The 23155-nt window shown below is 61.7% G+C and carries 20 protein-coding genes; 8 read left to right on the plus strand and 12 right to left on the minus strand.

From position 1 onward, the window contains the following. Window positions 1–2: 2 nt before the first annotated feature. Window positions 3–1064: a ubiquinol oxidase subunit II gene (gene cyoA / locus C2U58_RS16020; protein WP_102946765.1), complete on the minus strand. Its 1062-nt coding sequence runs from the start codon at window positions 1062–1064 to the stop codon at window positions 3–5. Window positions 1065–1785: 721 nt separating this feature from the next. On the opposite strand from cyoA, the gene C2U58_RS16025 reads away from it, so the two are divergent. From C2U58_RS16025 to C2U58_RS16035, 3 genes are all read left to right on the plus strand, one after another. Further along, a complete protein-coding gene (locus C2U58_RS16025) occupies window positions 1786–2130 on the plus strand; it encodes a SymE family type I addiction module toxin (protein WP_102946766.1) in 345 nt (114 codons plus the stop codon). Window positions 2131–2218: 88 nt separating this feature from the next. Further along, the gene (locus tag C2U58_RS16030) at window positions 2219–2692 is read left to right on the plus strand and encodes a hypothetical protein (RefSeq protein WP_216362409.1); all 474 of its coding nucleotides are present in this window, start codon (window positions 2219–2221) and stop codon (window positions 2690–2692) included. Beyond that, entirely contained in the window at window positions 2689–2994 is a 306-nt protein-coding gene (locus C2U58_RS16035) for a plasmid stabilization protein (RefSeq protein WP_102946767.1), read from the plus strand. Before C2U58_RS16030 ends, C2U58_RS16035 begins: the two co-directional genes overlap by 4 nt. Before the next feature lie 21 nt (window positions 2995–3015). Here C2U58_RS16035 and C2U58_RS16040 read toward each other — a convergent pair whose 3' ends face one another. Further along, window positions 3016–4020: a 2-hydroxyacid dehydrogenase gene (locus C2U58_RS16040; RefSeq protein ID WP_102946768.1), complete on the minus strand. Its 1005-nt coding sequence runs from the start codon at window positions 4018–4020 to the stop codon at window positions 3016–3018. A 395-nt stretch (window positions 4021–4415) separates the two neighbouring features. Between C2U58_RS16040 and C2U58_RS16045 the strand changes: the two genes are divergently transcribed. Then, window positions 4416–4772, plus strand: a complete 357-nt coding sequence (locus C2U58_RS16045; RefSeq protein WP_102946769.1) for a hypothetical protein — start codon at window positions 4416–4418, stop codon at window positions 4770–4772. A 498-nt stretch (window positions 4773–5270) separates the two neighbouring features. Here C2U58_RS16045 and C2U58_RS16050 read toward each other — a convergent pair whose 3' ends face one another. Next, window positions 5271–5528, minus strand: a complete 258-nt coding sequence (locus C2U58_RS16050) for a hypothetical protein (protein ID WP_102946770.1) — start codon at window positions 5526–5528, stop codon at window positions 5271–5273. A gap of 291 nt (window positions 5529–5819) precedes the next feature. Here C2U58_RS16050 and C2U58_RS16055 point away from each other — a divergent pair, with 291 nt between their 5' ends. From C2U58_RS16055 to C2U58_RS16070, 4 genes are all read left to right on the plus strand, one after another. Continuing rightward, window positions 5820–7076, plus strand: a complete 1257-nt coding sequence (locus tag C2U58_RS16055) for a site-specific integrase (protein ID WP_102946771.1) — start codon at window positions 5820–5822, stop codon at window positions 7074–7076. A 185-nt stretch (window positions 7077–7261) separates the two neighbouring features. Then, window positions 7262–8017, plus strand: coding sequence for a M15 family metallopeptidase (locus tag C2U58_RS16060; RefSeq protein WP_102946772.1), 756 nt, complete (start codon window positions 7262–7264; stop codon window positions 8015–8017). 65 nt (window positions 8018–8082) lie between these two features. Next, window positions 8083–9669 (plus strand): YadA-like family protein, encoded by a 1587-nt coding sequence (locus C2U58_RS16065; protein ID WP_172448165.1) that lies wholly within the window; start codon window positions 8083–8085, stop codon window positions 9667–9669. Between the two features lie 131 nt (window positions 9670–9800). Beyond that, window positions 9801–10283 (plus strand): GIY-YIG nuclease family protein, encoded by a 483-nt coding sequence (locus C2U58_RS16070; protein ID WP_053091854.1) that lies wholly within the window; start codon window positions 9801–9803, stop codon window positions 10281–10283. Window positions 10284–10326: 43 nt separating this feature from the next. On the opposite strand, the gene mobF is transcribed toward C2U58_RS16070, so the two are convergent. The 9 genes from mobF to C2U58_RS16110 form a co-directional block, all read right to left on the minus strand. Continuing rightward, window positions 10327–13317 (minus strand): MobF family relaxase, encoded by a 2991-nt coding sequence (gene mobF, locus C2U58_RS16075; RefSeq protein WP_102946774.1) that lies wholly within the window; start codon window positions 13315–13317, stop codon window positions 10327–10329. 62 nt (window positions 13318–13379) lie between these two features. Beyond that, window positions 13380–15281 carry a type IV secretion system DNA-binding domain-containing protein gene (locus C2U58_RS16080; protein WP_102946792.1) on the minus strand — a complete coding sequence of 634 codons (1902 nt, stop codon included), beginning with the start codon at window positions 15279–15281 and terminating at the stop codon, window positions 13380–13382. Then, window positions 15259–16278, minus strand: coding sequence for an ankyrin repeat domain-containing protein (locus C2U58_RS16085; protein WP_146033484.1), 1020 nt, complete (start codon window positions 16276–16278; stop codon window positions 15259–15261). Before C2U58_RS16085 ends, C2U58_RS16080 begins: the two co-directional genes overlap by 23 nt. A 195-nt stretch (window positions 16279–16473) precedes the next feature. After that, window positions 16474–16596 (minus strand): hypothetical protein, encoded by a 123-nt coding sequence (locus C2U58_RS20400; protein ID WP_254918208.1) that lies wholly within the window; start codon window positions 16594–16596, stop codon window positions 16474–16476. Between the two features lie 247 nt (window positions 16597–16843). Further along, window positions 16844–17545, minus strand: a complete 702-nt coding sequence (locus C2U58_RS16090; RefSeq protein WP_102946776.1) for a hypothetical protein — start codon at window positions 17543–17545, stop codon at window positions 16844–16846. Continuing rightward, window positions 17542–20472, minus strand: coding sequence for a hypothetical protein (locus C2U58_RS16095; RefSeq protein WP_102946777.1), 2931 nt, complete (start codon window positions 20470–20472; stop codon window positions 17542–17544). The genes C2U58_RS16090 and C2U58_RS16095 overlap by 4 nt, the downstream gene beginning before the upstream one ends. Next, window positions 20469–21113 (minus strand): hypothetical protein, encoded by a 645-nt coding sequence (locus C2U58_RS16100; protein WP_102946778.1) that lies wholly within the window; start codon window positions 21111–21113, stop codon window positions 20469–20471. Before C2U58_RS16100 ends, C2U58_RS16095 begins: the two co-directional genes overlap by 4 nt. 36 nt (window positions 21114–21149) lie before the next feature. Beyond that, window positions 21150–22337: a hypothetical protein gene (locus tag C2U58_RS16105; protein ID WP_146033485.1), complete on the minus strand. Its 1188-nt coding sequence runs from the start codon at window positions 22335–22337 to the stop codon at window positions 21150–21152. A gap of 66 nt (window positions 22338–22403) precedes the next feature. Then, window positions 22404–23018, minus strand: coding sequence for a hypothetical protein (locus tag C2U58_RS16110; RefSeq protein ID WP_102946780.1), 615 nt, complete (start codon window positions 23016–23018; stop codon window positions 22404–22406). Window positions 23019–23155 lie beyond the last annotated feature (137 nt).

The following is a 23155-nucleotide window of genomic DNA, read 5'->3' on the forward strand; positions in this document are numbered from 1 at the left end:
GCTTATTCTCCCGAGCCCGCGTGGCCGGCGTGACCGGCGGCGGCGTGCTCGTCTGCAGTGTGTTCGGCATGGTCGGCCGCCGAAGCGCCGGCCGGAGCCATTGCTGCGTCGTGGCCTTCATGGTCACCGGCCGGCATCTCATGGCCCTCGTGGCTTTCGCCCGCAGCGCCGTGCGACATGCCCGTGTGGTTCATGCCGTAGTGCTGGTTGTTGCCCATGTGCTTGGCGATGACCCAGTCGAACAGGCCGGCTTCGCTGCTGCCGAAATAGGTCACCGGGTGCCAGTCGTGGTTGCGGTCGGCCACCAGGGCGGCGAACGCTTCCTTGTTCAGCGTGCTGGACTCGGCGCGCACCTTGGCCAGCCACTGCTGGTACTGCTCGTTGGTCACCGAATGCGCCGTGAAGTGCATCTTGCTGAAGCCCGCGCCGCTGTAGTGCGAGGACATGCCCGGGAACTCACCGATCTCGTTGGCGATCAGATGGAGCTTGGTCTCCATGCCGGTCATCGAGTAGATCATCGTGCCCAGCTGCGGGATGAAGAACGCATTCATCACCGAATCGGACGTGATCTTGAAGTTCAGCGGGGTATCGACCGGGAAGGTGATCTCGTTGACCGTCGCGATGTTCTCTTCCGGATAGATGAACAACCACTTCCAGTCCAGCGAAATGGCTTCGATCACGACCGGCTTGGTCTCCGACTCGAGCGGTCGGTACGGGTCGAGCGAGTGCGAGGAGCGCCAGGTCAGCACGGCCAGCACCAGCACGATCATGCAGGGGATCGACCACACCACCACTTCGATGGCGGTGGAATGCGACCACTTCGGCTCGTAACGGGCCTTGGTGTTCGAGGCACGGTACTTCCAGGCGAAGGTGAGGGTCATGATGATGACCGGCACGACCACCAGCAGCATGAGCACGGTAGCCGTGATCAGCAGCGTCTTCTGGTCATGGCCGATCTGGCCCTTCGGGTCGAGAATGGCCGAACTGCAGCCCGTCAGGAACACGGACAACGCCAGCAGCAGGCCCGGGCGCAACCAGCGCCCAAGGGGTTTCAACGGAATCATCGGTCGATCCAATTGCGTAGGGAATGCCATCTCAAGCGCGCCCCGCCAGCCAAAGGCAGGTGTACCGGTCCCAGGGGGCGGCACGGAGGACGTACATGTCAGCCCCCTGATTTTATGCCGTTATGCACCATTTAAGAAGTCCATTGACAATGATCTGGCGCAGGAAGAGCCCGGAAATGGCTGCGACACGTTGTCGCACGGCGCGCGCAGTTGCCGAATTCGGCAAAGTCGCGTGTACATGTATAGACATCAACTGCGTCACGGGCGGAGATCACGTCGCTCCCGCGGGTAGAGCCGGGCTCTGCCCGGCTGGAACCGCCGACGCACTCAAGACCACCCACGCGCCCATCCCGACATCCCCCTCCCCCACTGTCGCGCACGCGATCGCCTCTGTCGCCGCCCCCAATTGTGCCCACGATCACACCCCACAGCACCATTTCACGCGCTGCACGGGTCAGTCACGTCAATCAGTAGGCACAGCCTATCGAAATCGAAAATTCAACAGAAACAATCATCTTGCCTCGATTCCGGGATGCGCCCAAGGTCGCCCCCGGAGCTCAAAACTCTGAATGCCGAAATACTGGATGTCCCATGTCGGGAGGGCGGCTAATACAAGACCCTCCACGGGGGAATACGCCCGCCGTCTGGCATTCCGCGGTTTTGACCTCCCGACGCCCTCGCCCTAACCGGCGAGGGCCATTTCCTTGATGGAGGCAAACACATGACCCTCGCTCCAGACCAGTCGCCCCTGGAACCGCCCACCCCGCCGCTGCCACTCCTGCCCCGCTACCGGCCCCGCTACGCCCACAACATCCGCGCCATGCCGCAGATCGACGAGCACTGCCGCGACAAGTTCGGCCCCCTCCCCCTGATCACCCTGAGCGGCGCTTGGATGCGGACCTTCGGCTTCACCGTCGGCGCGCAGGTGCGGATAGAAGCTTTCCAGGGCAGGATCGTCATCACACCGCTGTGGAACGGCGAGCCCCTCGGCCTCGTGAATGGCGAGCCCGAAAAGCCCGTCGTCCGCTACACCGGCGTGGAAGATCGGGAGGCCAAAGCTGCCTAAGCGGTCCTCACCCAAGTCGTCCACTCAATGCGCACTTCACGGATAACCTATGTATGATTCCTGCGTAATGATTACATGGGAGCCGAAAATGGCGCAGACAGTACAACTTGCCACCGCCCGTGAGCTCGCCGCCGCTGGCAGTGTTCGTGACACCGTTCTGGTTGGCCAGCCCGGGGGCTATTCGGTCATGTTCAAGGTTGGTGCGGCCGAGCGCGCCTTGGCCACAAAGGCTGGCGTCACGCGCCTGTTCGCTGGGCTGGATGCCGCTGTGCGGGTGCTGCGTAGCGAGCTGGGAATCAGCCACTACCAAGTGGATGCCAGTGGCTATTCGGATGATCCGGAGAAGCGCCGCCGCCGACCCGATCGCACCGCCGCCCTCAAGCGGGCCCGCGAAGATGCGGCATACACCGAATTTCTGCGCCAAGGCGTCCAGGAAGCACGTGCCGATCCACGTCCGGCCCTGTCGAGCGAAGAAGCTGCGCGGCACATGGACCAGGTTAAAGCCGGCCTGCAGGCACGGCTGGACGCCGCCTTGGCGGGCAATAAGGACAAGACTGAGTGACGGTAATCTGGAAGCCGACTGCGCTGGAGGATCGCGAGCAAGTGTTGGAAAAGGCACTGCTTTTGGCGATAGCCAGAACGGACCCGCACATCCTGGCGGCGGCAGTATCTCGCGATGAAGGCATTGAGCGCGAGGGCGACGGGCTGGATGGGCTGGCCACGTTCGAGCGCGGGCCAGAGCCCGGTTCCTACGTCTACACCACCCGGGATGGCAAATTCGTCCTTTTGTATTCGCGAGACGGTCACTTCGTGGAAATTGAGCGCGTCTATCCAACGCGTTCCAACTGGAAATCGACGGTCTAAAAGCGTGAAGTTCAATGCTGCCTAAGCAGCCGCCACTCTGTTCCTGCACTCCACCCCGTTGGCGAAGTCGGACAGATTGCCCAAGGTGATGCTGCAGATCTCCTGCAGCGCCTCGACCGTGAAGAACCCCTGGTGACCGGTCACCAGCACGTTCGGGAACGTCATCAGGCGCTGGAACAAGTCATCGTCGATGATCTCCCCAGAGAGGTCCTGGAAGAACAGTGCGCTTTCCTGCTCATACACATCAATGGCCAGGTGGCCGAGGTGGCGCGACTTCAATGCGCGCACCACCGCATCGGTATTCACCAGTCCACCGCGCGAGGTATTTACCAACATCGCGCCGGGCTTCATCCGCCCCAGCGACTCCTCATTGATGAGGTGATGCGTGTCCGGCGTGAGCGGGCAATGCAGCGACACGATGTCCGAACGGGTCAGAAGCTCGTCCAGCGCCACCGCCTCCCCAATTTCTGCAAACGCAGGCGATCGGTATGGATCAAACCCCAGCACAGTGCAGCCCATGCCCTTCATGATGCGCGCGGTGGCCAGACCGATTTTGCCGGTACCCACGATGCCCACGGTCCTGCCATGCAGGGTGCGCCCAAGCAGCCCGTCCAGCATGAAGTTGCCTTCGCGCACCCGGTTGTAGGCCCGATGGGTATGCCGGTTGAGCGTCATGATCAGCGCCAGTGCATGCTCCGCCACCGCCTCAGGCGAGTACGCCGGCACGCGCGCGACGAACAGGCCCAGCTGCTCAGCTGCTGCGATGTCTACGTTGTTGAAGCCCGCACAGCGCAGCAGTACCGCACGCACGCCCAAAGCATGCAGGGCGCGTAGCACCGGCGCGTCCAGGCGGTCGTTGACGAATACACACACCGCCTGGCAATCCTGTGCCAGCGTCGCGGTCGCCAGGTCCAGGCCCACATCGAAGTATTCAAACGTGAAGGCATCTGCCGTACCACCCTGCTGGTTGGCGGCCTCCAGAAAATGACGGTCGTAGGGGCGAGCACTGAAAACTGCAGTCTTCATGGCGAGTCCTGGCGGAGGCATGCCAAGACGTTAACCCATTCAGGCCGCCTCCGGAAAAGCCGCATGCCCAACATCAACCGGCTTACCCATGAAGGCATGCGCTGTAACGACGGGGCTGGTCCACTTCGACGACGACGGCAACCTCGTCGCGCTGCGCGCGTTACATCCAACACCTGCTACGACTGATTCATCGACCACATGCTGCAGATCACCTGGGCATGGGGGTGGTGCAGTCCTTCCTGGACTCTTTCAAGGAGTTCCAGCCGCGCCAGAAGGCGGCGTCCTTTATCCTGGACCACGCGTTGCAGAAAATCGCCGACGCCACCTCAGGGGGGCGTTGAACCCGGCTGCTGACGGCCCCATGATCGGAGACAGACCCCACGCGAGTAAGCTCCGTGCCCCTGCCCTCCTTTCTGCGCAGCATTACCGCCAGCACGACCGGTCGCCGGGTGCTGGCGGTTTCCACCGTGGTTCTGGTACTGCTGCTGGCTTGCAATCCCGAGCTGGCGCCGCTGGCTGCGCTCGTGGATATGGTGGGGCTGGATGTTTTGGCCCTGCTGCTGGGCAGCCAACTGCTGGCCACCCTGCCCTGGGTTGCGGACCACTCCCAGCGAGCGCTTGATCCGGCGCGCCGTGCAATGGCCGGCCTGACGGCAGGTGCAATGGGCGGTTATCTGCGCCAGCTTCTGTTCGGGCTGGCGCAGAGAACGGTGACGATCAACTGGCGGTTCGGTGGACGCGTCAAAAGTTGACGCCCTCCTCCTCCATCACTTGCCTGCGCGGCGGCGGAAATTCAGGAAGAGAACAACTGCAACGACGGCTGCAACCGGCAGCGCCAGCATGACGAGCACGATCAGCCAATGCCAGATTGAGAAGCTTCCCATGTGTGGTTCAGTTCCTTTGAAGTAGATCCCAACCTTACAGACCCTTTGACCGCTTGGGAACGGTCCGGCCTGGAACCAACACTCCGGCCACGCGGTCTCGAGCCGTGATCGCGGAGACCAGCGCTATTCGAGGTGGTGTCGCTTCGTCTCAACCAGTGACACCGACCGCCATTAGCCTGTGCTGATGACGACAACCCACCACGACGCCACTACTCACGGGCGCGCAGAGCGCGCCGGCATGTTCAATCACATGTGCTTCGGACCTGACCGCCGATCTCCTGAGGAACAGCAGGAGGCGCAGCGAAAGGAGCGCGCGCGACGGACCGGCAGAGGCCGAAAAGATTGGTGGAAACAGCAGCCCTGAGGCTACGGAAGATGCCTGGCCACCAACGCCTTGAGCGCCGGGTCTCGCACCTCGAACACCTCGAACAGACCAAATGCCTGCATCGCTGGCAGAACTGACACCATGTCCGCTTCTGCCGTGGCTCTGGCATCTGCGCTGGCGGCAGGGTCGCGCCACACCTGCGCCGAGGCGAGGAAAGCACCCACGGTGCCTTTGCGGATCACTACGCCGCCGCGTTCGGTTTCGTTCGTGTTGTCGGGCAGGAGTTCTTCGGGACGCATGGGGGAAACCTGGAAGACGTCTGGACGGGGGCCCATGATGCACCAGGCGCGGCACTTGAAGGGCGGTGCCCGCGGCAGCCGAGACGAATGGCGGCCACGCCGCACAAGCAATAGGCCCCGACCAAGGCCGGGGCTTTTTGCTGCAACTGATGCCGGCAACAGGAATCGAACCTGCGACCTACGCATTACGAATGCGAACGATTCTCATCCTAGTCATTTAAGAAACAATGACTTATTGCACTCCAGGGAAAACCTTGGGAAAATCCATTCTTCTAATCAAGGACTGAACGAATGGCCCGTCCCCAAAAAACCGCCCGCACAAAGGGCGTCTACGACCGCGGTTCGGCGTTCCAAGTGAAGATCAAGCGCAAGGATGCAGCGGGCAACCTGCACGCCATCAACCGCACTTTCCCTTACAGCGAAGCGACCCGAGCCAAGGCCCTCGCCCAGGCCGAGGCGTTCGCTTCTGCAGAGCGCGCCGCGCTCCACGAAGAGAAGCAACCCGCCTCCAACCTGATGAGCAGCCAGAGCCTGGGGGTCTGGATCGAGCGCTACATCGCCGAGGTGCTCTCACTCAAAGCCAAGGATGACAAGAAGAAGTCGGGGGACAACGATGCGCGCCTCTTGCGCCTGCTCGCCAAGCGCTTCCCCGCCACCTTCAGCAAGCCGGTGGACAAGCTCACGCCCCAGGACTTCGGCCTCGCCAACGGCGGCATGGCCCAGTCGTTGGAAGATGACTACTACCTCGCCCCGGCCACCATCACTCGCCAACTCGCCGTTCTCTCCAGCGTCTTCACGGCAGCGATCAAGCGCTGGGGCTTCAAGATGGACAACCCCATCCACGCCACGCTCAAGCCCAAGGTGAGGAACGAGCGCGAGCGGGTGGTCACTGATAAGGAGTGGGCGGACATCCTGACCGCCCTCGCCCCCATGTCCCCATCCACCCGTGCTGCCATTGCCTTCCTGCGCTGGACCGCGGCCCGCCGCAGCGAAGCCATCAATCTACGCTGGGAGGATTTGGACTACAGCAAGCAGCGTCCCGAGGCCACATTCCGCGACACCAAGAACCCCAAGGGCGGCAAGCCCATCCATCGGACCATCTTCCTCACATCCGAGGCCGTCGCAGTGCTGGACACCCTGACCCAAGAGCTCCACGCCGCCAAGCTGCGCAAGGATCGCATCCCGCCCTCCCCCAAGAACCCGCCCGCCGTGCGCCCCAGCTCCGGTTTTGTCTTCAGCTTGGACGAGGGCAAGACGTCGATTGCAGCGGACACGCTCACCCAGGCCTGGGGACGCGCCCGCGAACAAGCGGGGGTGACCGACGCCACCCTGCACGACCTGCGCCACACCCGCATCACCGAGCTGGCCAACTTGTTGCCCATACACCAGGCTATGCAGCTCTCTGGGCACAAGACCACCCAGATGCTGACCCGCTACTACAACCCCGATATGCAAGACCTGGGCGAGCTTTTTGAGGTCACGAAAGCAGCGGCTGCAAAAGCCCAGCGGGACTACCTAAAAAAGACAGGGAAGAAAAACGGCAGTTGACTTCGCCTTTGCGTGTGCTATGGCTTGCAACGGGACGGGGTTTCTTACTCCTTTTCCCTGTTCCATTAAGCCCCCGAGCTGCAGGCCTCCTCCCCCGGTTGTTCGGGGGCTTTTTTAGCTCACTTGCGCTTTCCTGAAAATCCACTACTCCTGAAAGCATCCATTGATCTTTCTGGGAGGAAAGCATGCAGCCCCGTTTTACCATTGCCGCCGTTCTGGCTTGCCTGGCCTTGGCCGGGTGTTCGACCGTTCAACCCAACCCCAAGCCCACCCCGCCTCGGGTTTACCAAGCCCCAAAGCCGCACGGTGCCATTTACCGTTTCTTCCACCCGAAAAGCGAGAGGGTGTGGAAAGGGGTTTCCCCAGCGCTGCGGGAAAAGGTGGAAGCTGTCCAGGCCCAGCTGGCCGCGGAAGGGTTTGATGTGCGGCCCGTGGAAGGGTATCGAAGCCCCGAGCGACAGGCGGCCCTGCTTGCCTCCGGGTCCGGCGTGACCAGCGTTGGGGCGTTCTCCAGCTGCCACAACTTCGGGCTGGCCTTGGATGCCGCTGTGTTCGTCAACGGGGAGCCCAGCTGGAACCTGGGCGATGCCCATGTAATGGCCGGCTATCAACGCTTTGGAGAGCTGGCGGAGATCGTGGGGCTGAACTGGGGCGGCCGGTGGACCAGCCCGAGAGACTATCCCCACGTGGAGCTCAAGCAAGAGTGTGGCCAGGCCAAGTGGGCCTACCGCCAGGGGCGCAAACCGGGCGCGTTTCCTTCGGTGACCGGGGAGCCCTCTTCGGAAGTGCTGGCCCGGGCGCTGGCGCCGGCTTGGTGCCCTGCGGGAATGGAAACGGCGTGCTTGGCTTGGGGCAATGAAAACCGGATGGCCTGGAACTGGACGCTCCCGGCGCGGGTTTGTTTTGCAACTTTCCCTAACACCTTGAAAAAGATCACCTGATCGACTTGCGGAAATGAAATCGCCTGCTATGGATGAAGTATCAATCCATACTCGGGAGGGTTTTCATGTCTTCACTTCGCGCATCCATCTTAACGGCACTGGTCGGTCTCGCTGTCGTTGCAATCCCCAGCACCCCAGCGGCTGCTCAAACGGCTCAGAATACTTATATCGCCGGTGACGGAAACGAGTCCATCACCAACAAGCATTTATTGAATGGTGTTCTGGTGGGAACGAACAACACCACGCATTCGGCCGCAGAGCTCCTTTCGGCTTTCACTGTGATGGGCAGCAACAATGCGATTGATACGGCAGGTATCGTTTTCGGAAACAACAACTCTCAATCCTCCCCCACCCCCGGCCTTGCCTCAGGATCACTGCAAGTCGGACGCGGCAATACGGTTGAGGGTGAGAGCAACACCCAGCTTGGCCAGAACAACACGACGACGGGCTCCACAAACGCGACCATCGGGACGGGCAACGAAATCGAGGGCAACCAGAACCTGCTCACGGGGATCCTGGTCACCACGAAAGGGAGCGGAAACGCCATCACGGGGTGGGGAGGACAGGTTATTGGTGACAACAACGCACACATGGGCACCGGTGGCAGTATCAGTGGCAACAACAACGTGACCATGGGCAACAGCGTTGAAGTCACGGGAAACAACCAGGTCGTTGGCGGCACCTCGGCACGTGGCTTTGCGGACGGGTGCGTTGCACTCGGCGCTGGTTCCCAGTGCTTCGAATCAGACGAGTTCAGCGTCGGAATAACGAACAACGAGCGCCGTGTGACCAATGTTGGCGACGGGCGCAACTACACCGATGCAGCGAACGTGAGGCAGGTCGCCGCCGCCGTGAGGACGCTGGGCGCGGGTGCTGACATCGTCAGCGGTCAACTCGTGAAACCCCTCTTCCAGTTCCTCAGCGGCGCAACCTACACCAACGTCGCTGAGGCCATGTATGACCTGGATGGCAGGATCGCCAATCTCTCGCAAAATCCGGGTGGCAGCGCTGGTCCGCAGGGCCCTCAGGGGCCTCAAGGCCCCGCAGGAAAGGATGGTGTGGGCGGCTCTGATGTAAAGGCAGGTGCCAACGTCGTAGTCACTACCGACGAAGACGGCACCCAAACCGTGGCGGTCAGTGACAACGTGCAGTTGTCCGACCAAGGCTCTGTCCAGGTCGGCAAGACCACGGTCAACGCCCAGGGCGTGACCGTCCAAGGCGGCCCTTCGGTGACCACCGCGGGCGTCAACGCGGGCAATCAGCGCGTGACCAGCGTGGCTCCGGGGCGCATCGAACAGGGCTCCACGGACGCCGTGAACGGTGGGCAGGTCTATGAAATGCAGCAGGTCTGGGATGACCGCTGGACCGACACCGACCGCCGTTTGCGGCACCAGGATCGCCGGATCAACGGTTTGAGCGCCCAACTCGGCGCGATGAGCCAGATGGCCACCGCTGCGGCCCAGAACGGGGGCACGGCCGTTGGACAGGTGAACCTGAACGTGGGCGTGGGGTTCTCGGGGGGCAGTGCTGCAATGGCCGTGGGCTGGGGTGCTCGGGTGTCTGAAAAGGTCAGCGTCTCGGCGGGCCTGTCCTTCGGCTCTGGCAACAAGCCGGTAGCCGGCTTCGGGTTGAGCATCAACTTGGGGCGCTAAACGATTGCGTGGTGGAAAAGGAGGTGATCGTATCTCGGCAAGGGCCCTTCGGGGCCCTTGTTCGTGCCATGGCTTGACGAATCGGTTCTTTCTTTTATGGGTATGTAGGTATACCCATCGATGGAGGACCCTTGAACTGGAAACGCAATCAGAAATACCTGCCCCGCCCACGCCATCTCTACGGGTTGTTCTTTGACAACGGGTGCTGCTACGTGGGGCAGACCGTCGATTTAAAGCAACGCGAGCAGCAGCACCGCAGTGCTCGTGGGGGCTGGCAGGGACGCCGATTCTCGTTCGTCCCGCTGTCGAGCATGACGGGCACCCAGGCCGATGCCGAGGCTCACGAATACGCGTGGCGCTACAAGGCCTTTCAGCATGGCTGGCGAATCTATAGCAAGCCGCCGGGCATTCTTATCCGCGACCCACGTCGCCGCACCACGGGTTACGTGAAGTCCTTGGCGGCAGGGTATGCGTGGCCCGAGGCGTTTCCGCGCCGCTCGGCGGGGGCTCCGTCGTCCCTGGCTTGGGGGTTCTTCAAATGGCTATTCCTCTACCCCTTCCTTTTCGGCGTGGCGGTGATGGTGCTGCAGGCCGTGGTCATGGCCACCCTGTAAAGCAAAGGCCCCGGCGGGAGCCGCGGGCCGCCCAGCCTGCTGCTCACAACGAGAAGCCCTGCCTGTGTTTCGGGGACTGCGCTGGCAGCTTGGGAGAGGCCTTTCGCGCCCGCCGCAACGGCTCCAGCACTTCCAGCAGCCAACGGGCCTTGCGCTCGCCCTCGCTCATCTGCGGTTTTGGGCGTTCCGCGTGCTCCTTCAGCAGTGCGTCGAGCTTGCCCTGGATGCGCGTTCGCTGAGCGGCTGGGCGTTGAGTGTTGGGGCGTGCAACTGCCCCAAGGCCCTGGACAACCGGCCGTTGCGGATCGTCTTTCAGTCCCGCGTCGAGCACGGTCTCTTTGAGGCGTTCCAGCCCCAGGCGTTCGCTCAACCGCTCCACGTCATCGGACGTCGCATACATGCGGTAGGAACCCTTCGTGAGTCGGGTGTAGGCCACCAGGGCGCTGTGGGCGTCGAGCATGCCCAGGTTCGCCAGGTGGTAGACCTCCCGCTTGCCTTGGCCCTGGCTCTTGTGAACCGTCCCGGCATAGGAATGCGTCAGTGCTTTCATTTCGAAGCTGTTGAACGTCAATCGCCGGCCATCGGCCTTGGTCTCCGAGCGAATGGAAACGCTGATGTCGTAGCCGCCCGCCCTTGAGGGCTTGATGTTCTCCACCACGGCCTGCGTGCCATTGATGACCCCCAGGTCCTTGTTCTTCGCGGTGAAGACGATCTGATCGCCTTTCGACAAGGCCAAGTCGAACTTGCGCCCCTTGTCCCGGGCCTCGATCACCACCTCTTCCTGGTCCAGCTTTCCACGCTCTTTCAACCCAGCCCGGATGCCCGCATTGAGCGCGGCCACGTCTGCACGGGTGTGGGCGATGACCAACTTCTCCTGCATCGGGGTTGGGTCTTCGAAGTATTCGTGCAGCAAGCGCTCGCGGGCGTCCTTCTCCGTGGCCGTTTCGCGGATGGTGTCGAGCAACCGGGCCTTGATTTCGTTGCCCTTGTCGAGGGTCTGGGCCCGGGAACGGCTGGCCTTTTTCAGATCGATGATCTGACCGCTTTCGTCCGTGGCGTAGAACGACAACGCGGTTTCTCGGTCTTCCTGTTTGCCCTGGCGTCGGATCTCGGTGAGCTTGGCATCGCCGACCGCTTGCTTGGTCAGCTGAAAGCCCGAGCCCGCCCCGATGGGCTGAAGCTGTTCCACGTCGCCCTGCATGATGACCTTCGCCCCCGCCTTGGCGGCGTAGCTGAAAAGCTTGTGGGTGTTGCGCGCATCGACCATGCCTGCCTCATCCACCACAATGACGTCCGTCTTGCGGAACTGCATCTTTCCTTTGTCCAGGTCATGGAGCATCTGCGCCATGCTCACGCTGGACATGCCGCTTTCCGCCTCCAGCTTCTCGGCCGCGGCGTTGGAAACGCAGACGCCCAGCAACTCGAATCCTTGGGTTTCGTAAGCTGCCCGAAAACACTCACTGATCGTCGTTTTACCGGTTCCGGCGAGCCCAGAAAGATTGACCACGCCCCCGCTGCCCTGGGTGATGTGGTCCAACGCGTGGCGCTGCTCCTGGGAGAGTTGAAAGCCCTTGGCCTTCTCGTAGTCTTTCACCACCCGGTCCACGTCGGCCTGGGGCACGTGGTGATGGGTTTCCTTGGCTCGGTCAATCGCGAAGGCCACCACCTCCTGCTCGATCTGGAGCATCCACGGGGCGCAGTAGCGCTCCTGGGTATGCCGCCTTGCCAGCGAGTCGCCCTTGTCGTCGTCGTGCAGGCGCATGGGGTTGACCAGCACCAGGCCGTGCTCCTTCTTGAACGCTTCAACCAAGCCGTAGAGCTCTGGCACGGTCACGCTGCCGGCGTATTCCTGGCCCAAGACCTCCAAGAGGTTGTGGTCGCAGAAGATGGCGTCGGTCTCATGGAGCCGCTCCAGCAGTTCTGCCGGGCATTTTTGCTCCATTTCGTGCGCGTTGCCCTTGGCCTGCTTCAGGCTTTCCGTGGATACGTCGAAGCCTTTCAGCGTGTCCTGCCAGTGCGCGATGAGCTCCTGGTAAGGCGGCTCGTCCTTGTCTTTGCGCGTGGCCAACGTGGCCTGCTGATTAGACACGTTGTGCTTGGCCGCGTAAGCGAGGATTTCCTTGCGGCGGTTGCCATAGCGATCCGTCACCCCCTCGTCCAGGCCCGCGATCCGCGCGTAGACGCGCCCGGTTTCCTGCCCGTCGTCGTCCAGTTCACGGATTCGGTCCACCCCATAGCCCAGCGCCTTCATGCCCTGGTAGAGCTCGGTCTTGTAGACCTCATCCATGGCTTTGCGGTAGCGGTAGATTTCTTCAGCAGAGAGGCTGGCCTCTTTGCCGTCGTTGCCCAAGGAAAGGTTGTAGAGCAGGTTGTGGGTGTGGAGGTTCGGGCCCATCTCCCCGGTCGCTTCGTCGGCTCGTGAGGCGTAGTGGTGATGGCTGCTCCAGATCAACCCATCCACCCCAATGACGTCTTTCCCGGCCTTGTTGCGCCGGGTTTCGGACATGGCTTCGAAGGCTTCCATCGCCCGCTGGACCGCGTTGCGGTGCGCGGCATGAATGGCCTCTTGCTCTGCCGGATCGGACGCCAGTGCAAACGCCACGGAGATATCCAGCGGTGCGCTGATTGTCAGGTCAAAGCCGATGCGATGCCCACCGGCCAGATACGTGACCACCTTGCCGTCTTTGTCGCGCAACGGGGCCTTGCCGGTCTTATCAAAGCGGACTTTGACCTGTCCGCGATCCCCGGCTCCGTGGCATAGCGCTCGACCGGTCTTGGGGTCAAATCCATCCGTCAGCGGAATCATCAGCTCTTCCGTGGCGCGGACGCCTGCCAGACCCAGGTGCTGGGCCAAGCCGCCGTAGAACTTAGATTGCGCCTCTTTGCTCGGCGCGGAGCGGCTGTAGTAGCCAACGGCCATGCTTGCCTGCTCGGCTTCTTCAGAGAGCTTTTCCTGGGCCAAGAGGTAGTAAATCGACGCAGAACCACCCTTGGTTCCCCCGGCGTTTCGCTTCAGCAGTGTGGTGTTGATCATGAGTTCTCCAGGTCCTGGCTATCCCTTCAGATCTACCAAAACCCAGCGACTCCACAACCCCACTACTTGCGGAAGATGGCTTCCAGCTCGTCGTCTGAAACGGCGCGGAGCTTCGGCGGCGTGGCACCGCGTTTTTGCAGCTCCGCGGCGGCCTGGTCGGCGGTCATCTTCAAGACCCGCTGGACCTCTGCGGCGCTCTGCGCGTCACTCGGTGGCATGGGCTTTTGCTCCACCGGGCGAGCGCCCTGCTTCGTCCATTTCGCCCGCTTCTGTCCCTCTCGAACCTTCGGATAACTCACGCCAGGCCAGTCCAGCAGGAGCAAGTCACCGGTGGTCTGGACGATGGCCCGGATGCCCCACCCTTCAGGGCCGTATTGCTTTCCCTTCCTGGGCCCTAGATCATCGATCAGCCGGCCGGGGGAAACTACGGCCCTCGACTCCTCGTGGAGCGTGGCGTTCTTGTCATGCGTGCGCCAAGCCACGGTTCGTTTGCCCATCTTGCCGGCCAGCTCGATCGCTGTTGCCCCGGCGGTCTTGCAGCAGACCACGGTGCCGATCATCGACTCGAACGCTTGGGCGGCCTTGTCTCCGTAGACGTCTTGGATCTGACTCAAGTCCTGCACGCAGGCGACCAGCGAGACGCCCTTGCTTCTGCCCACGGCGATCAGCGGTTCAATGTTCAGTTTTCCGGCCGTGGTCAGTTCGTCGAAGTAGAAGCCCAGGTGACGACCTCGCTCATCGTCTTTCAATGCCAGGATTTCCGGAACAGCGATGTTGACCATCGCGCTGATATACGCGCGTGCGAGCAATGGATCCGGCCCTGATTGCACTATCAGCTGTTTGCGTCCTTTGTATCCGTCTTGGATCCACGCCACCATTGAGAAGCTCCGCTTCGGGTCTCGCCTTGGCCACGCAGTCGCCAAGCGATCAATCACGGCGGTGCCGTTGGCCAGGCAGGCGAGGACACTGCCGGTCGTGTTGGAGTCCTCAGACGCGATCAACATCGCTGCGCGAGGGAAGTAAACGGACATGGCCTCGAACATGGACTTGGCCGGCCTGGCGAGCAACGCAGCCAGGTCCGCCCAGCCCCAATCCCGTCGCCGGGTGGCCTGCAGTTCGCGGAGACACCCCTCTAACAGGGTCTGAGCGGCAGTGGCCCAGAACGCACCGGCTCCGCTTTCCGGCGGGATGATCGACTGTGCAAATGCTGAGGCTTGTGTCTGCGTTGCGACATCTTGCCCCACGTCCCAGACGTAGCTCCGCCTATCAAACGGGCAGACGATCACCGGGCGCCGGAATATGGCCGTGAAATCCCCCTTGATGTCGTAGATGAACGCCTTTTTGTTCTTACCGACGACCTGAGCGAGGATGTGCTTGAGAATGACGGACTTGCCTTGGCCTGTTCCGCCCCAAATGAACATGTGCTGGGCCCAGTCCTTCTTTGATCGCATCCATTCCGGGTGGATGGAGACTGCGTGCGTCTCTGAGCGAGACTCCTTTGGACTGAGAGAACGGCGACGGGCTTCGGCAACCGCTTCCTTGCCTTCAAGCAGTTGAGCTCCCGAAACGTGCCACTGGTTGGCTCGAGGGATTAACCCCCTTCGGGTCACCCATGCCGACGCCCACCCTGCCAAGCCCGCCGCAACGCCGACCCGTGACAACGTGCCAAACGTGGCCTGCTCCTTGGCCACCTCCCAGAACGCGGCGGCAGGCTCTCGGAATGAGATCGTGCCGGTGGCAAGGTTGCCCAGCGCTGCCAGGCTGCCAGTTAGTGCCTGACCGAAGTTCATCAGCGAGTGTGAGGATGGGATTTTCCAACCCAGCCAGAGCGCGGCCGGATACGTCAGGGCTGCGATGACCGAACCGGAGAGCAACGCCTGGGGCCAATAACGCACCTCGCGGCTCGGTTCAATACTCGACGGAACCGTCCAGCTCCAGCAGTCATAGACCGTGGACTTGCTCACGTGCCTTCTCCCGGTGAGCGTCGCCCGGCTTGCGCCCCTCACGATCCAACTGCCCAGGGTCCGCGCCTGCAGCCATGAGCTCCAGGCAGCACTGCGCGCGTTTGTGTTGGGCCGCCACATGCAGGGGAGTCTCCCCACGGGGGTTCCCCAACGCGGGGTCCGCGCCGGCCTCAATCAACCGACGAACGATGTCGGGGTGGCCGTGGCGCGCGGCAAGGTGTAGCGGCGTCTCGCCGTTGGCGTCGGGCACATTGGGCTCGGCCTGCATGCGCAAACAGGCCTTCACCCCATCCAGGTTGCCGGTCGTTGCGCTCTCGCAAAGCCACGTCTGCCAAGGGGCTCCGTATAGCCCCAAGTGCGGGGCATGCGCATGGGCTGCTGCCAGCACCTGGCTACCATGCATTGTGGTTAGCGCTTCTCCATAGGTCGCCTTGATGTGGTCAGCCGCCAAGCGGGCTTGGGCATCGGGGACCTCAAACCGCCGGAGCAGTTGGGCGATGTCCAGAGGCGGCTGAGACAGCACCGGCAGTTCAGGCAGGGCTCGGAGGGCCTGAAGCTGCTTCGCTGCGGAGCGGTTCGACTGAACCTGGCCGATGGATTCCCTCAGTTCTCTTAACAGCCCATCCCGCTGCTCGGCCGGGAGCAAGGCGTAGGCGGAGGCTAGGGGCTTGTGGCCCAGCACGCCGGCATGGATGGCTGCGTCGAGCGGGTGAGCGGACAGGTCCGGATCGACCTGAAGCAACGCGGTGTGGCCACCCTGCCCCAGCTCCAGGGAAATGCGGTTGGAGAAACGGCTGGGGGTCAGCACCCAGTCAAAGCCCGCGTCGGTCTGGGTGTCCAACCCGAAAACCTGGGCCTCTCGGCAAAACCGCGTGGCCAGGTCCAACACTTCCCGCGCATCGGCGGCAGCGGCGGCCTCGTGATGCTTCCCGTAGAACTGGGCCAGCGTCAGGGGGTGGAGAATGGGATGAAGCAACGGCTCGTGGGGACGATTCAAGAAATCGCCCCCACCGGGGTTGCCTGCTGCGTTGTCACGTTGGGGTTCCATCCCCATTGCATACCGTGTTTTTCGTTTTTGGCAATCAGCAAGCGATCTTGATGATGAAAGCCGCGCCAATCAAAACCCCGGTTTGCAGGAAAAGCGAGACGGTGTGCAGATCCATCTGCTCCAAATCCTCCTTCAACCACGTCATCATGCCAGCAACCCCGCCACGTTGGCGGCCACGTAGCTCACCACCGAAAACGCGCCCAAAGTGATCAACAGGTTCCCCACATTGTCCACGGCATACTCGTAAGCATCGGCAAAAATATACATAGGGGCCTCCCCCGGTTGTGTTTGACTGATTACAGCCAACCACATCTCATAAAACTGGCAACCCTAGAAATCTCGATTGATCGACACTTTTGATGTTTAGTCAAAACCTTTCTTCTCTTTTCCAACCCCCATCCCGCCTCTTGCTTTGAGCCGCGTTTGACGTTTGCTTTTATGGGTAGATCGATCCACTCACAAACAAGGGAACGTGCCCAACAAAAAGGGCCCCGAAGGGCCCTGAGTGGTGTGTTTACTGGCGGAACACATTGGGTTGGCGCTCGCGATCTTGCTTCTGCCAATCGAACTCTTCCTCATAGAGGCGCATCTTCTTCTGCTCGGCCAAGGCCGTTGCGGCAAAGGTGGCCCCACCCCACTTGCCCGCGCCGTATTTCGGAAAGTCCACCTGCACGTCGTCGCTGCGCTGGCGCTGCTTGCGCCACTCGTCCAGGCGCATCATGGGAATCTCCACCTGTCCCGCGCGTTGCTGCTCTTCCTTGGCGCGCTCAGAGGGCATCTGGCTCACTCCCTGGCGCTGCTCGATGGTCTTAACCAGCTCCTCTTGCTTGCTCGCCATCCGCTCTTGATGCTTCGCAATCTCCGCCGGACCCGACTTCCGAAGCCACGTTCGAATGTCTTTACGGGTCTCTTTGAGACCAGCCTCCAGCTCCGCCATTTGCTTGTCATACGCTGCCCGCTGCTTGACCAGGAAGAGATTGGGTCGCCCTCTCACCTCCATTTCATGGCGCTGATTGGCCAAGTCCGCTGCTCGCTCCTCCAGCGCCACCAGCCGCTCTGGGTCCAAACGTCGCTCCATGGAGCGCTGCATGCGCTCCACTTCGGATTTTTGCTCTTGGGCCTTCCGGTCCAACTCTGTCCATTTTTCTGCGACGGGCTCCTTGCTCGATGCCATCTGAGCGCGGAACTGTTGATCTTTAACGTGGTGATTGTTCATTGCTTGGTCTCCTGCTGTGGGGATTGAAGGTCTTTGGAGCGCGCCTCGCGCTCCTTCTTGATGGCCGCAACCACCTCCTCGACTTGGCTTAGTGGAAGGAAGGGGGTGTTGCACACGTCGGCGCGACGAACGCCAGCCCGGTTGAACCAAAGAATGGCTCGCCCCTGCTGGTTCAGCAGGCCGGTGAACTCGGCTTGCGAAAACAACGGTTGGGCCTCGCGGTGACCGGACGCCGGCACCTCAATGTCCTTCACGGCGTTAACCCCCGTGAGCTTCTGGCCGGTCCAACGCATCTTGGTGACGGGGTCGATGTGGGTCGCCACCAAGCGCCCAGCACCCGCCCTGCGCAGTTGCTTCATGCCGGCCGCCATGGGGTGATTCGGGTCGAACAACGAGTTGTCCAACGCCATCTCAATCCCACCGGAGTAGTCCAAGCCAACGGCCTTCTGCTTGAAGGAGGTCATTTCTTCAACGCCATAGCGGCTGGCCGCATACTCGTAGCTCTTCGGGGTGGTGCGCTGCAGAACGAGGTTCTGGAAGCTGCCCAAGAACTGATCAGCCGCATCCCCGGGCAGCTTCACCCGAATGCCGTCCACGTTCTGGGTGGCGTAGATACAGCCCATCTTCGTTGAGCGGCAGATCGGCAGGATGATCTGGTCCTCGCGCCCAATGAGGTTCTGGCACTCGTCTTTGATCAAGATCACCGGCAGCTCGCCGCGCCCGCGCCATTCTTCTTCACTGACTTCGTTCCGCAGCTTGATGCCGTTGTTCAGACGCTGGCAGATGAGGTTCTGAACCAACACGCCGGCGGTGCCGTGGCGCGTGTCGGGCAGGTTCACGCCCATGGAGGTGCCCTTGAGCATCTGGCCCACGTCCACTTCGCCTCGCTCAATGCTGTGCCAGGGCACGCCGTTCTCGTCCACCAAATACTTGCCGCGCATCAGGGGATTGATCCGACGGTCCACGTTGGCCATGAAACTGCCGCGCGTTTCGGCCGGGTAGGTCGGCCACTTCTTGAGCACGAACTCAAACGACATCTGAAGCAATGAGCCGCCGACGAAAAGGTCCGGGTGAATGGTCTTTTGAGCCGTTTCCAGCCGAAGGTCCCAGTCCTTCTTGCGGGCCGCAAAGTCCTCATCGCTTCCCAGATGCATGGGTTGCACGCCGAGGAAGTTGGCCGCCGCCAACAAGCTTTCACCGGGCAAGCTGCTGGTCTGCGTGGTGCGAATGTCGTTGATGGCGATGAGAACCTTGTTCAGGCGCTCCAGCGTCCACTGCCACTCGCGCTCCTTGGAAAGCTCTTGCTGGCGAATGGCCATTTTTGCTTCCAGGTCGGCGATCACCAGATCGATATCAGCACCATCCCCGCCATTGGCCACCTCAGCATCTTGCTTCTGAAGCAATCCTTCGATCTCAAGCTCCAGGCCCAGTTTCTCTGCGGCATCCAACGCCCGCATCTTGTTCTCATGGTTGTGGAGCGCTTCCAGGATGACGGTCGCGTGATCGATGATGTCCGCGGACATCCCCTTCCAAATATCCGTCTCGTCGTCTTCCATGCGAGTGTTGGTCAGCGCAGCCTTCACGCCCTGGGCATCCAGGCCTTCAATCAACCCCAGGTGGACGCCGGTCTCCACCACGTAGTCCAGCATGCCGCGAACCTCGCCAGCGAGCGCCCCCTTGCCGCAGAAGACCGCAAAAGCGCAGGGGTAGCCCGACTTCATGATTTCGGCCATCAGCCACCGAATGTAGGACGATTTCCCCATGCCGCTTTCGGCCAAAATCATGGCGTGCATGAACAGGTCATCGACGCTGATGCCCGCGGGGGAACCGGCGTCGTAGCAGAACTTCGCCCCTTTTCTCTTCAGGTGGCCGGTCGCCGTGCCCCAGGCAACGAATGGGGTTTTGTCAGCCAAGGCTTTCCGAACTTGGTTCTCCAAGGCTTCGGCCGTCGCCCGCTCCATCAACCCTTGCTTGCCCAGGTTGAACCGGGAGCTTTGGGACTGAAGCGCCAACGTGCGCTCTTTGTAGTCCCGCGAGTAGTAGACAAACCCGTATGCGCCGGCCATCACGAACCAGGCGAAGCCGCCGATCACCGGAGGGAAGAGCGTCGTGATCAACAGCGCAACCATGCCAACACTGCTCCAAAGGACAAAAGCCTTCAGACGTGCCAGCCTTCCGCCCCACGCTTCCTGATCTTGCTCCACCGGAGCAATCAGGCAGTAGAGGAACCCGGCCACGAGATAAAGGGTCATTGCCGTCATGGCACCGTTCAACACGGTGTCGCTGGTCCAAGCCGCCGTCCCCAGGCCTTTGATGAGCACCAACGGCAATGCAAAGGTCAGGAAGAACGCCCGCAACGCATCCGCGGTGCCCTCGCTCCTTTGAATGGCCCTCACGTAGGGGACGACGACCGGAAGCAGCAACCACCCCAAGATACCGACGTAAGGGATGGCGGTGAGAGCTGAGATCAGCGCACCGAGGATGGGAAGCGCTGCATACATCAAGAAGAGCGCCGTGCTATCTCCCCCTTGGAACTTGTCTCTGGGAAGCACCCGGCTCTCGATCAGCCGCCCGTCTTTGGTCAGCTCCGCCCTGCCCTCCTGATTCTGCAGATCCAATGGAGCCGAAGGCCAGAAGACAGAGAACTTCTCGTCCTTCTCGTCCATCGACTCCGGAACCACGTAGCAGCCGCTTACGGCGTCGTATTCTGCTCCCAAATCCGTGGCGTTCTTCTCACGACCTTTCGGAACCACCAGCCGGCGGCTGGAGACACGGTTGTGCGCGTTGACCAGGCCTTGGACGTTCTTGTAGTTGGCCGAGGATTTTTGACGCATGGCATCAACGATCCCTTGAGGCGCTCCGCGCACCAGGATCCGATGCTTGAGTTGGTTGGCGAGGTCCAGCAGGTTGTAAAGATTCAATCTCATTTCAGTTCCTCCTGGCTCAACTCATTCCAAATCGTTCTGCACCGCACAATCGCATTGCTGGTAATGTCGTTCCTTTTCCATCTGTCCTCGCACTCAGCGCGAAGCGCGGCAAGTTCCTCCGCAGTGGCCTCCTTCTCAGCAGGTAGCGCAGCCTTTTGAGCAGGTGCCGTGCTCGCTTTTGGCTCGGCGGACGCCGCCGCCCTTTTGGGGCGGGATTCTTGTCCACTCAAGCGATCCAGAGCGCCGGCAACCAACTGAACTGCCATCCCAACCGGCGATTCAGCCCAGTTGGAGAACGGCGCCGCAATCAGGGCGCAACCAAAGCTGACGGCCATCACGGCCAAAAAGGTTGCCTTCGGGATTTCGGCCTTACTGACCTGCCGGGCTTCCTCTGCGTGCTGCTGCCCAAGGGACCACGCTTTCAGATTGTGCTGCTGCAACTCAACCGGACGATCCTCGGCCAGATCGTAGTAACTGTCTTTGACGGCCTGCGGGACATTTTTTAAACCCAGATCATCAGGACGCCCCAAGAACGTCTCGCCATGCCACCGCATGAAGCGAGAGGTGAATGAAACCCCGGCGCCGCGATACGGCAAGAAGAACCAACCCAACGTAAAACCTCCCTTGAATGTAACTACCATTTACTTGTAACCGACCATCTTGTTTGCGCAAGGGGGTTAGTTGATTCCAGCCTTCTTTGCCCAGGCGTCCATGTCGCTGTCTGCCTTCTCCTGCCACTGCGGTTCATCCCGCGGCGTTTCCGCTGCCGATTTCCTAGCCATGGGCTTTGCTCTGGCTTCCGCGGCAGGCATCGCTTTGGAACCCACCCGGGCCGGCTTTCGAACTGCGTCTGGAGCGTGCTTGTCGCCTTTCTCCACCGGTTGAACCTCGGCCCGTGCCGCCGCCCTGGGCGCTTCTGCGAGAGCAGGCACGGCGCCCTTCTCAACCGGCAACGCGGGCGGCGCTTCGGCCGCAACCGGCGCTTGCTCGGGTTCAGGAGCCGAAACAGGGGGCGCTTGCTTAACCCCCGGGCCCGGCACTTCCAGAGTTGAAACAGGCGCAGCCACGGCAGACGCAGGAGCCGCCGTGGGAGCGGGTTCGTTTTTCCCGGTGTCGCGAGTGACCCACCAAGCAATGCCCCCACCCAGCACCAGGCACGCGACGCTGGCCACAACGACGATTGACCAACCCTTCTTGCGGCTGATCGTTGTTGAGATCGAGCCAGCAGGGGCGGCATGCGCTGGCGAGAGCTCCGGTTGAACCGCTGCCACGTTCGCGATGCAAAGCGCGGGCGTGGACGGGGGCAGCGCCTCCACGTCCTCCAATGCCTCCGAAGCAACGGAAAGGTCCGCCGGCTTCACTGCCTCCTCTTCCGCAAGCACGTCCGGCGTTATCGGTTCTAAGGCTTCTGGCTCGACAACGACCACCGGAGCCAGCGGCTCTTGGGCCCTGCTTGGTTCTTCGAGTGCAACCGCTGTGGATTCCAAACGCGGCTTAGGGGTGAACACATCCATCCGCTGCGCACGGGCGGATGGCTTTGCCGCATCCTCCCGCTCGGCTTGTTCTTGCTGTTGCCGCGCCTGCTCGGCTGCGGCGGCTTCCTTGCGTGCCTTGGCTTCTTCTGCTCGACGTGCCAAGGCTTCTTGGGTTTCTTTGGTCTTCTCGACAGCCTTCTCCGTCAGCTCCTTGGTCTTGCGCCCGAGGGCGCGGCCCCAATGCTTGGCAGCGTTCAACACCTCGCCACCGCCGCTTGGAGTTGTGGGCGGAGTGGTGGTGGCGGGCGACGGGGCGGTGTCGTCATCAAAAAGCTCAGCCAGCTCCTGCAGACGGCGAAGCTCTTCCGGGCTTTGGGGGGTGTTGCTCATCGGATCCTCCAAGAGTTTGAAAAAGATTTGAGCCAAGGGGCTTTCGCCCCCCAGCTCTCGGTTGGCTTAGCGAACGTCAGGGATGGGCGTCACACGAATGAGGAAGGGCTCGTTGTCCTCCCCGCACGCCACAATCGAGCGATGAGCAGTCAGTGCCCCACGGCGATACAACTCCTCCGCGGGGATCGGGCACACCGCGAGATCCCCGCCCTCAAAGCGAATCGTCAACTGGCTTTTCGAGGACTTGAGCAGAGCCGCCAGTTTGTCCAAGGTCGCGGCCGTCTTCGGATTGCTGCCCTGCATGTCCTTGGGGTTGTAGCGAATCGTCAACGCGTCCAAAGCCTCGGCCTGGCCGTCAGTGGTCTGCACTGTTTTGGTCTGCACTTGCGCGTCCAATCCCGCCTGCCTCGCGGCTTGGGCGACCTCTTCCGCCTCCTGAACCTGTGCGCGAAACGAAGCAATACCGCCAACGACCGCGCCCGCGGCGCACGCCGTCAGGGTCTTTTCTTTCTTGCCCGTCAGCAGGGCGATGCCTGCACCGGCAGCGCAGCCAATCCCGCCCGCCTTGAACAGGCGCAGCTTGTTGGTCTTCTGCGGTTCCGCCGGAGCGGCGTCCTGAGCGAACGAGATGCCAGGGGCCAGCAACGCGGCGATGGTGAGAGCGAGGATGAAATGTTTCATAGAGACCTCCTTTGAGGCAGTGGGGGAAAGGGTTAAGAGCGGTTGGCGTGACGCCGCCAATCCGCGCTGGTGTCTGAGGGGGTGGGGGACGGCCCGCGATGCGGCTTGGGGTTCACCCCCGTTTTCACGGACACTTA

The sequence above is a fragment of the Stenotrophomonas sp. VV52 genome, assembly GCF_002893095.1.
GTDB classification, from domain to species: domain Bacteria; phylum Pseudomonadota; class Gammaproteobacteria; order Xanthomonadales; family Xanthomonadaceae; genus Stenotrophomonas; species Stenotrophomonas aracearum.